This is a genomic window from Anaerolineae bacterium, assembly GCA_011176535.1.
Taxonomy (GTDB): Bacteria; Chloroflexota; Anaerolineae; order Anaerolineales; family DRMV01; genus DUEP01.
In genome coordinates this window covers 48,644-58,328 of the sequence record DUEP01000008.1, presented here as the reverse complement: position 1 = coordinate 58,328, position 9,685 = coordinate 48,644, and the positions used below count along the sequence as shown (strand labels likewise).

The following is a 9,685-nucleotide window of genomic DNA, read 5'->3' as shown; positions in this document are numbered from 1 at the left end:
CGAAGTGGAGGTCCCTGAGTGGTTGCAGGGGTTGAGCGCGGAAGAGGAGGCAGTGGATGTCGAGGCGCCGATGGCTCAGGAAGAGGCCCCGGCCGAAGCAGCGGCTGAAGAAGCGGCGCCTGCCGAGGTGGAGGTGCCGGAATGGCTGCGGGCGTTGAGCGCGGAAGGGGGCGCGGCGGAAGCGGAAGCCGTGGAAGCGGGCGAAGCCGAACCTTCGGCCGAGGGGGCACCTGCCGAGGCGGAGGTGCCAGAATGGCTGCGGGCGTTGAGCGCGGAGGACGGGGTAACCGAGGTGGAGGCTGTGGAGTCGGGCGCGGTCCAGGCCCCGACCGAGGCGGCGAGTGGGGAAGAGGCTCCAGCGGCGGCGGAGACAGGCGTGCCGGAATGGTTGGCTCAGCCCGAAGAGGCCCCCGAAGTGGAAGCCTCGCCCGAGGTCGTCGAAGCCATCCCCTCCTGGTTGATGGAGACCGAGGAAGCGCCGCAGGCCGAAGAACTGGTGCCCGAGACCGAGGGCGAGGCTCCACCGGAGGGTCCTCCTCAGGAGCAGGGATGGTTGACGCCTGAAGCCCGCGAGGCCCTGGAGAGGGAGGCGCAGGCTTTGGAGAGCGTTCCGGAATGGCTGGCTGAGTTGGCCGAAGAGGCTCCTTCCTCCATCGAGGGGGAAGCGGAGCAGACCGCGTCCGAAGTGGAGCATTTGCGCGGGGAGTGGGTGCCCGAAGAAACCCTCCGCGCGGAGCAGGCTCCCCAGGAGGAGGCGGCAGCGGTGCCGGAAGCCCCGGCGCCGCCTCAACCCGAAGGGGCGCAGCCTCCTGCGCCCGAGGCGGTGAAACCCAAGGAGGCCCCGAAGGCGAAGGACCGCTACGCCGCCTGGCTCGAACAGGCCCGCGAAGCGTTGCGGCGCGGCGATCTCCCCGAAGCCCTGGCCACTTACCAGCGCCTGATCAAGAAGGGCAAGCACCTGGAGGCCATCATCGAGGATATCGAAGAGACCCTCTACCGCTTCCCCGTAGAGGTGGATTTGTTGCAGACCCTGGGCGACGCTTATCTGCGCGCCGATCGCCTTCAAGAGGCCTTGGACATGTACACCAAGGCCGAAGAACTCCTCCGTTGAGAAGATTTCTGGTACAATCAAACTGCCCGGCCATCGCCGGGCAGTTTGTTGTGCTGATGCGAGGATCTCAATCCAGAAGGAGGTAACGGTGAAACGGGAACGCACCCTGGTTTTGGTGAAACCCGATGGGGTTCAGCGGGGGTTGGTTGGCGAAATCATTGCCCGCCTGGAGCGTCGAGGGTTGAAGTTGGTGGCGGCGAAGTTCATGCAGGTCAGCCGGGAGTTGGCCGAGCAGCATTATGCCGTCCACAAGGGTAAGCCCTTTTACGAGGGATTGATCGCGTATATCACCTCGGCCCCGGTGATGGCCATGGTGTGGGAAGGGCCGAACGCGGTGGCGGTCGTGCGCCAGACCATGGGCGCCACGCGCCCCACCGAAGCGGCGCCTGGCACCATCCGGCATGACTTCGGCCTGGAAATCGGGCGCAACCTGACCCACGCGTCGGATTCGCCGGAGAACGGTGAAAAGGAAGTGGCCCTCTGGTTCAAGCCGGAGGAGATCGTCTCCTGGTCCCGCGATCTGGACAAGTGGATCTTTGAGATGACCTGAACTCCACTGGAGAGCGTGAAAAAAGCCCTGGGCGTATGCGCCCAGGGCTTTTTTTGATCCTTTTGCGGGGTTCATTGCAGATGGAGCAGCACTTTGCCTTCGGCCCACAACTCTTCCAGGCGGTAATAGTCGCGCACTTCGGGGGCGAAAATATGCAGGATGACATCGCCGAAGTCCACCAAAATCCAGCCCGAGCGGGCAACCCCTTCGACGCGGCCTTTGAGGCCATGGGTTTCGCGGACCTTCTCTAAGGCTGCGTTGGCCAGACTGTCGAGCATCCGGTCGCTGGTGCCAGAACAAAGGACGAAGTAATCGGCAAAGGGGGCAATTTCGTGGAGGTCTAAGAGCAGAATGTCCTCGCCCTTTTTCTCTTCCAGGGCTTCGACGACGGTGTAAGCCACTTGTTGAGCGTTCAGCGTTCACCTCCTTGGTTAATATCATGATAGGGTATCATACGCACTCCGGCGTGGGATGTCAAGCCACGGCAGGGGAATTGGTGCGGCGCAAGGGCGCGGTGGCCAGGCGCGTGTAAACCGCACCCGTGGGGCGTAAGTCGCTGCGGTAGAGATAGACCTCTTCCACCAGGGCGCTGCCCAGGAACCCCACCTGAACGGCCCGCAGAACCTCACTGACGCGTCGCACCTCTTCGGGTGAGGCGTTCCTGGAGACCCGCCCCAGGGTAAGGTGAGGTTCGAAGGGGCGCGTTTCGCGGGCGTAGCCGATTTTCTTCATGGCGTTCTCCACGGCGTGGTGCAGGTCGTGGAGTTCCTTGGGCCCTTTGACGCCCACCCAGATCACCCTCGGCCGCCGGATATCGGGAAAGGCGCCCAGGCCGCCCACGCCGAACTCGAAGGGCCGCTGGTCGGCCACTTCGCCCTGAAGAAGTTCGATGAGAAAGGGCAGGTTGCGTTGGGAGACTTCGCCCAGAAATTTCAGGGTGAGGTGGATATTTTCCGGCGGAACCCAACGGATGGGAACGCCTTTCAACTCGTTTTTGAGATGCCGCATCACGCGGTCCAGGGCGTGCCTGAGATCCTCGGGAAGATCAGCAGCGATGAAGGCTCGGATTACGCTCATAGGTTTGTCCTGGGGGGAAGGTTTAGGGGGTTTGGCCTTTCACCAAGGCGTTCAGGGTGTCCACGAATTCGGCGAAGGTGATGGGCTTGGTGAGGTAGGCATTAGCCCCGGCGTTGAGCACTTCCTGGATTTCCGAGGGGATGGCCTTGGCCGAGACGATGACCACCGGGATGTCGCGCAGGCGCGGCGTTTGCCGCACGAACCGCAAGACCTCCAGGCCGGAGACCAGGGGCATCATGATGTCCAGCACAATGGCGTCGGGGTGGTGCTGTTTGAGGTACTCCATGGCGGCCTCGGCCCGGTAGATTTTCTCCACCTGGTAGCCCTGCAACCCCAACATCTCGGCGAACATCTCGGCCGTGTCGGCTTCGTCTTCCACGATGAGGATTTGGGGGGGCGAAGAGGCGCCGGAAGAAGGTGGCGAGGGTTGCCCCTCAAGTCTTTGTGCGAGGCCCTGGAGGATTTCTTCGCCGGGCAGGCGCTCGAGAAGAGGGCGGTGTTTCGCCAGGAGGTTTTCCAGGCGATGCAACGAGGCGGCCCATTGGGAGAGGGCCTCGGGAGAAAGTTCGGTTTGCAATCGGCGTCCGGCATGATGGATGTCTTCAATGGCCCGCAATATCTCTTCAATGGCCAGAGCCGGCGGGTGACGCTGGTTCATGGGGAACTCCTTATCGGCCACGATTTCTTTTACACCATAGCATAACTTGCCGGGAAAAGCAAGCCGCAAATGACCGTTGTTGTGCCGGCGCTTACTTCGTCAGCAGGTCTTCTAGCGCGGGCAGGAGGCGGGGATAACGAAAGGGGAAGCCCAGTTCCTGTAGCCGCTGGGGCACGGTGCGCTGGCCGGTGAGCACGGTGGCGCTCATCTCGCCCAGGGCCAGCCGCAAGGCGAAGGCGGGCACCGGCAGCCATACGGGGCGGTGGAGCACCCGGCCGAGGGCCCGCATCATCTCGGCGTTGGTGACCGGGTTGGGAGCACAGAGGTTGAAGGAGCCCTGGGCGTCCTCGCGTTCCAGCAGGAAGCGGATGGCGGCCACTTCATCGGCGATGTGGATCCAGGGCACCCATTGGCGGCCGGAGCCCAGTTTGCCGCCCACGAACAGGCGCACAGGCAGGGCCATCAGGGGCAGGGCGCCGCCGCGCGGGCTGAGCACCACGCCTGTGCGCAGGATGGCCCGGCGCACGCCCAAAGCCTCCACCGGTGCGGTGCTGGCCTCCCACGCTACAGTGACCTGGGCGAGGAAGTCGTTCCCCGGCGGGGCGGCTTCGGTCACCGGTTCGTCGTCGTCCCGCGGGCCGTAGTAGCCCACGGCCGAGGCCTGGAGCAGCACGCGAGGGCGCTCGGCGGCGGGTAGGGCGGCCAGGGCGGCGCTCAGGGCTTCCCCGGCCTCGACGCGGCTGCGGCGGATGCGTTCCTTGCGGGCCCTGGTCCAGCGCCCGGCGGCAATGTTCTCGCCCACCAGGTTGACCACGGCGTCGGCGCCGCGTAGCACCTCGGCCAAGCGGTCGGGGTCAGCGGGTGTCCAGGGGGCGGGTTGAGCCCCTGGGGGCAGCCGGTCCACGAGGTCCGGACGGCGGGTGAACACAATGACGGTATGGCCCTCGGCCAACAAGGCTTCCCCCAAGGCGCGGCCGATCAGGCCGGTTCCCCCAGTGATAGCGATTCTCATGGCGTGTCCTCCCAAGTATCGTCGGGCCAGAAGATGTGCGGGGTGCCGTCCTGGGGCAGGTCGTCCAGACGGGGTTGGCGCAAGGCAGCCAGGCGGGTTTGGAGTTCGTCGAAGGTGTCGCCGCCCAGTTTCTCCAGCAGGGCATCGGCCAGCACTAAGGCCACCATCGCCTCCAGCACGGGCACGGCACGGGGCACAGGGCAGAAGTCGGAGCGCTCGTAGTGGGTGGGCGTTTCGGCACCGGCGGCCAGATCCACGGTGGGTTGGGGGGTAAGGGTGGTGGCGATGGGCTTCATGGCCGCGCGGACCACGATGGGCTGGCCGTTGGAGATGCCGCCTTCAATGCCACCGGCGCGGTTGGTGGGGCGCACCAGGCGGCGACCTTGCTGGCGGATGGGGTCGTGGGCCTGGGTGCCGGGAAGGCGGGCGTTGGCGAAGGCCGGGCCGATTTCGACGCCTTTGATGGCCTGGACGCTCATCACCGCCGCGGCCAGACGAGCGTCCAGGCGGCGGTCCCAGTGCACATGGCTGCCCAGGCCGGGGGGCACGCCCAGGGCGACGATCTCGATGACACCGCCTAAGGTGTCGCGGCGGCGGATGATCTCTTCGATGGCCTCCTGCATGGCCTGAGCGGCCTGGGGGTCGGGGCAGCGGGTGGGGTGTTTTTCAGCGCGGGCGGGCCGCTCGGCCAGGGGGATGGCGCTCAGGTCAGCTTCGACGGGGCCGATGGCGCGCACATAGCCGCCCACGGTGATGCCCAGGGCGGCCAAAAGTTGTTTGGCCAAGGCGCCCACGGCCACGCGGGCGGCGGTTTCGCGGGCCGAGGCCCGTTCCAGGGCTGGCCGCAGGTCGCGGTAGCCGTACTTCAGGGCGGCGCTCAGGTCGGCGTGGCCGGGGCGGGGCGCGGTGAAGGGCGGGATGGGTCGGCCGCGCCATTTGGCGTGGTCGCGGTTGACGATGCGCAGGGCGACCGGCGCGCCGGTGGTGTGGCCTTCCAGCACGCCGCTGAGGATTTCGGCGCGGTCGCGTTCGATGCGCATTCGAGGGCCGCTGCCCACGCCGCGCTGGCGGCGGGCCAGTTCGGCGTTCAGGGCAGCGGGGTCCACGGGCAGCCCGGCCGGCAGCCCTTCGAGGATGGTGAGCAGGGCCGGGCCGTGGGATTCGCCAGCGGTGAGGAAGCGTAGGATGCGGAGCATGGTTGTTTAGTTACCTGGTGATTGGTTGCTTGGTCACTTCGAGGGATAAAAGGGAAAAATCCGTGTCCATCCGTGCCCTCCGCGTCATCCGTGGTCTATCTTCGCCTGCCGATGGCGCGTCCAGACGATGCCTTGCCGGATGACGCGGGCGGGATTCCCCGCCACGATGCTCTGTGGCGGGCAGGACTGGGTGACCACCGCCCCGGCGGCGACCACCGAGCCTTTACCGATGCGGCAGCCTTTAAGGATGATGGCCCGCGCGCCCACCCACACGTGCTCCTCCAGCACCACATCGGCAGCCGGGTTCAACCGCTCGCCAGTCTGAGCGTCGAAGATGGCGTGGGAGTCGCCGGTGCGGATTTCGATGTCGGTGGCCAACATGCAGTCCGGGCCGATGACCAGCCGCGACCCCGGCTCGGTGACGGCCAGGTGGGCGCTGACGATGGTGGTGCCGGGGCCGATGGTCAGTTCGCCGCCTTCGTCCTCCAGCCACAGTTCGGCGCGGCGGCTGATGCGCACTCCTGCGCCGATGTGCACCCGATGCCCCGAACCGCGGAGATGGAAGCGCACCCCGCGCAGGAAGGCGCCCGGCGCGATGGTGATTTCGTTGTCGTCGCCGTGGATGTCGAAGACCACCCCCAGCAGCACCGCGCCCCGGTACTGTAGGCGGTTGCCTCGGCCGTGGATGCGCACAATGGGTATGCGCTTTAGGCGGGGGAAGAGCACCCGTAAGCCGCGCAGCACTGTTTCGTTCATGTGTCGCTCCTTGGTGGGGCGGTGGCGGCCTGTCCCAGGGCCTCGCGCGGGGCGCGGAGCCCGGTCCAACGCTCGAAGGCCAGGGCGGCTTGCTCGATGAGCATCCCCAGGCCGTCAACGGCGGGGAGACCGGCGGCGCGGGCCTGGCGCACCAGGGCGGTGGGGCGGGGGTTGTACACCAGGTCGTAGAGGGCTGCGTTGCGCGGCCAGGGTAAGGCGGCGGGCCAGGGCGAGGCTTCGGCGTGGGGCGCCATGCCGACAGGGGTGGTGTTGACGATGAGGTCGGGCGTTTCGCGTAGCCAATCAGCAAGGGTTTCCCAGACCACCGGAGAGCAAAAAGGGGGGGCTGTGGCGGCGCTCAGGTGCTCACACAGGGCCTGCGCCTGGGTGGGGCGGCGGGCCACCACCCGCACCCGCCAGCCGCGACTCAGCAGGGCATAGACCACGGCCCGCGCCGCGCCGCCCGCACCCAGCACCAAGGCCACGCCGGGCTGCGCCGTGGCCTTGGGCAGTTGCACCCTCAGGTCGGCCCAGAAGCCGGGGGCATCGGTGTTGTCGCCCCATACCCGGCTTTCCCGGACGAAGAGCGTGTTCACTGCACCGATGGCCTGCGCCGTGGGGGTGAGGGCGTCGACCAAGGCGGCTGCTCGCTGCTTGTGGGGGATGGTCACATTGAGGCCGTGCAGCGTGCCCTGGCGCAGCGCGTCCATCAGGCGGCGTAGCGCATCCTCGTCTTCCGGCGGCACTTCGTATAGCCGGTAATCGCCGGTCTGCCCCAGCGCGGCCAGAGCCGCTCGATGCAAGCGAGGCGAAAGGCTGTGGCCCAAAGGGTAACCGATGAGCCCCAACGCCCAGGCCATGCTCATGCCTCCGGCAGGCGGAACAGGTACTGAAGCCGGTACACCAACTTCACTTCGCCCTGCACCTGCACCCTGCCGCGCAGGTACGCCGCCAGCGGGTCCATCTCGCCGTTGAGCAGCGCCAGGTAGTCGGCGGTGTTCACAGTGACGGTCAGGTCGGGCATGCCTTCGGCCACGCCGGGCACCACCTTTAACTGCCCGCCCTGGATGCGGATGAACCAGTCGCCGCCCCCTTCGCCAGTGAGGTGCAACTGGACGGTCACATCGGTTTCGGTGGCTTTCTCGGGGAGAAAGTGCTCCTCCAGGAAGCGAAAGGCGTCTTCAATGGAAAGGAATCGTTTGGGCATGGTTTTTCCTATCCTTCCTATCCTTCCTCGTCGCCAAAGGCAATGCCCAAATCGCGGGCGGTTTGCACTTCAGCGCCGTGGGGGTCCACCCGTTTGGGTTGCTGCAAGGCCTCTTCCAGCAGGAGGCGGATCACCTCGTGGCCCCGCAGGGCCACCATGTGGCCCCAGGCACGGCGGTCCACCAGGCGCACGGCTTCGTGGCCGAAGTGAGTCGCCAGCCAGCGGTCGAGAGCCGAGGGGACGCCGCCCCGTTGCAGATGGCCCAACACCAGGACGCGGCTTTCGCTGCAGTGTTCGTTGAGGTAAGCGGCCACCTGGCTGCCAATGCCTCCCAGACGGGGGCTGTAGATGGCGTCGCCGGTGGTGCGGAACACAGGCTGCCCTTCGCGCGGGTAGGCTCCCTCGGCCACGGCCAGGATGCTGAAGGGCCGTCCGGCAGCAGCCCGGCGTTTTACCTTGGCGCACACCGCCTCGAAACGGAAGGGGATTTCGGGGATGAGGATCACATCGGCTCCTCCGGCCAGCCCGGCCTTGAGGGCGATGAACCCGGTGTTACGGCCCATGAGTTCCACCACCATGACGCGATGGTGGGCCTCGGCGGTGAAGTGCAGCCGGTCGAGGGCCTCCACAGCCGTGTTGACCGCTGTGTCGAAGCCAATAGTGGCCTCGGTGCCGGGCACATCGTTGTCGATGGTCTTGGGGATGCCCACGATGGGCAGCCCCAGACGGGCCAGGTCGCGGGCCGCGCCTAAGGTGCCGTCGCCGCCCACCACGATCAGGGCGTCCAGGCCCAACTCGGCCACGCGCTGCACGATCTGGTTTGAGGCGTCTTCGATGACTTCCTGGCCGTCGCGGATGACCTTACGGGCGAAGGGGTTGCCCCGGTTGGCCGCGCCTAAGATGGTGCCGCCCCGGGGCAGGATGCCGTGAACATGTTCGGCGGTGAGGCGAAAGGCGCCATCAGGTCGCAGAAAACCCTCAAAGCCGTCCCGGATGCCCCACACCTCCCAGCCAAAGGCCTTTTGCGCCGTGTACACCACGGCGCGGATGACTGCGTTCAGGCCGGGGGCATCACCGCCGCCGGTGAGGATGCCGATGCGTCGCCTGGTCATGGTTGCCTCCTTGGGCCGGGGAAGCGAAACGCGAAACCCCGCGCACGAGGACGCGGGGTGCCGGGAAGGTCGCGAAGTAGGGCAGGTGGGAGTCGAACCCACAAGGGCCGAAGCCCGGCGGATTTTAAGTCCGCTGCGTTTGCCATTCCGCCACTGCCCCGTGCATTTTTATTCTACCTGAGGACACCAGAAGGTCAAGGGTTTCTGGCAGATTGTGGTTCAGGCCGTCACCATCAGCCAGAAGGTGGCCATGACCAGAAAAGGGCCCATAGGCAGAAACCGGCTGCCGAAACCGCGCAAGGAGCGCTGGCGCAGCAGGAGCGCCAGCCCCAAGAGCAAGATGAATCCTCCCATCAGCAGGGCCCCTAGGGTGAGGGCTGCCAGCACGCCGGGCCAGCCCAGGAAGGCCCCCAGCACCCCGCTGAGGTACACATCGCCAAAGCCTAGGGCCGGCTCGTCCTGGGGGGGCTCGCCCCGGCGACGGGCCTGCCAGCGGGTGTAAATTTCCCCTGCCCAGTAGAGGAGGCCCATGACGAGCGCGCCACCCAGCACGCCCGTGAGCGTGCCGAGGAGTCCGTGCCGGTGTACTCCAACGCTCAGGCCCAGCAGCAGCCCCAACAGCGCCTCCTCGTAAGGCACGAGGTGGGTCTCGGCGTCCACCACGGCCACCAAAGCGAAAAAGGCCGCAGAGAGGAGCAGGGGCATAAAGCCCCAGGAGGTTGGCGTTTGCGCCAGCCAGTGACCCAACGCGGCCAGCAGGGTCACGGTGAGCCAGAGACGCGGCTGACGCCATCCCTGGCGTCGCCAAAGCCTTCCGGTTTGGTGGAAGCCGTAGCGCCAGTTCAAAAGCCGGCAGCGCCAGAAGCCCCGCCCCCCGGAATCCGCTGCGACACAGGCGGCCCACACCTCCTCGGGGGCCGTGGCGGCTGCCACGAATACATCCGCCAGGGCGCTTACCAGCAGGCCGCTCAGCGCACCTAAAAGCAGGCCAGCCAGGGGGAACATT

12 protein-coding genes and 1 tRNA gene are annotated in these 9,685 nt (G+C 66.6%); 2 read left to right on the top strand and 11 right to left on the bottom strand.

All coding sequences use genetic code 11. The annotated features are described in order from the left end of the window. Both G4O04_01780 and ndk read left to right on the top strand, forming a co-directional pair. Nucleotides 1-1,111: hypothetical protein (locus tag G4O04_01780; GenBank protein ID HEY57268.1), on the top strand; the 1,111-nt coding region annotated here is incomplete at its 5' end. An 88-nt stretch (nt 1,112-1,199) separates the two neighbouring features. After that, nucleotides 1,200-1,661 (top strand): nucleoside-diphosphate kinase, encoded by a 462-nt coding sequence (ndk, locus tag G4O04_01775; GenBank protein ID HEY57267.1) that lies wholly within the window; start codon nt 1,200-1,202, stop codon nt 1,659-1,661. Between the two features lie 71 nt (nt 1,662-1,732). Here ndk and rsfS read toward each other — a convergent pair whose 3' ends face one another. From rsfS to G4O04_01720, 11 genes are all read right to left on the bottom strand, one after another. Next, nucleotides 1,733-2,062 (bottom strand): ribosome silencing factor, encoded by a 330-nt coding sequence (gene rsfS, locus G4O04_01770; GenBank protein HEY57266.1) that lies wholly within the window; start codon nt 2,060-2,062, stop codon nt 1,733-1,735. A gap of 73 nt (nt 2,063-2,135) precedes the next feature. Next, the gene (thpR, locus tag G4O04_01765) at nt 2,136-2,738 is read right to left on the bottom strand and encodes an RNA 2',3'-cyclic phosphodiesterase (GenBank protein HEY57265.1); all 603 of its coding nucleotides are present in this window, start codon (nt 2,736-2,738) and stop codon (nt 2,136-2,138) included. 22 nt (nt 2,739-2,760) lie between these two features. Beyond that, nucleotides 2,761-3,396, bottom strand: coding sequence for a response regulator (locus G4O04_01760; GenBank protein HEY57264.1), 636 nt, complete (start codon nt 3,394-3,396; stop codon nt 2,761-2,763). 91 nt (nt 3,397-3,487) lie between these two features. Beyond that, on the bottom strand, nt 3,488-4,408 hold the full coding sequence (locus G4O04_01755) for a TIGR01777 family protein (protein ID HEY57263.1): 921 nt from the start codon (nt 4,406-4,408) through the stop codon (nt 3,488-3,490). After that, nucleotides 4,405-5,604 (bottom strand): chorismate synthase, encoded by a 1,200-nt coding sequence (aroC, locus tag G4O04_01750; protein HEY57262.1) that lies wholly within the window; start codon nt 5,602-5,604, stop codon nt 4,405-4,407. The genes G4O04_01755 and aroC overlap by 4 nt, the downstream gene beginning before the upstream one ends. 84 nt (nt 5,605-5,688) lie before the next feature. Continuing rightward, nucleotides 5,689-6,360: an acyltransferase gene (locus tag G4O04_01745; GenBank protein ID HEY57261.1), complete on the bottom strand. Its 672-nt coding sequence runs from the start codon at nt 6,358-6,360 to the stop codon at nt 5,689-5,691. Next, a complete protein-coding gene (gene aroE, locus G4O04_01740) occupies nt 6,357-7,220 on the bottom strand; it encodes a shikimate dehydrogenase (protein ID HEY57260.1) in 864 nt (287 codons plus the stop codon). The genes G4O04_01745 and aroE overlap by 4 nt, the downstream gene beginning before the upstream one ends. 2 nt (nt 7,221-7,222) lie before the next feature. Next, entirely contained in the window at nt 7,223-7,567 is a 345-nt protein-coding gene (locus G4O04_01735; GenBank protein HEY57259.1) for an SCP2 sterol-binding domain-containing protein, read from the bottom strand. Between the two features lie 17 nt (nt 7,568-7,584). Then, entirely contained in the window at nt 7,585-8,679 is a 1,095-nt protein-coding gene (locus G4O04_01730) for an ATP-dependent 6-phosphofructokinase (GenBank protein ID HEY57258.1), read from the bottom strand. Between the two features lie 77 nt (nt 8,680-8,756). Beyond that, nucleotides 8,757-8,839: transfer RNA gene (locus G4O04_01725), tRNA-Leu, on the bottom strand. A gap of 59 nt (nt 8,840-8,898) precedes the next feature. After that, on the bottom strand, nt 8,899-9,684 hold the full coding sequence (locus tag G4O04_01720) for a hypothetical protein (GenBank protein ID HEY57257.1): 786 nt from the start codon (nt 9,682-9,684) through the stop codon (nt 8,899-8,901). Nucleotide 9,685 lies beyond the last annotated feature (1 nt).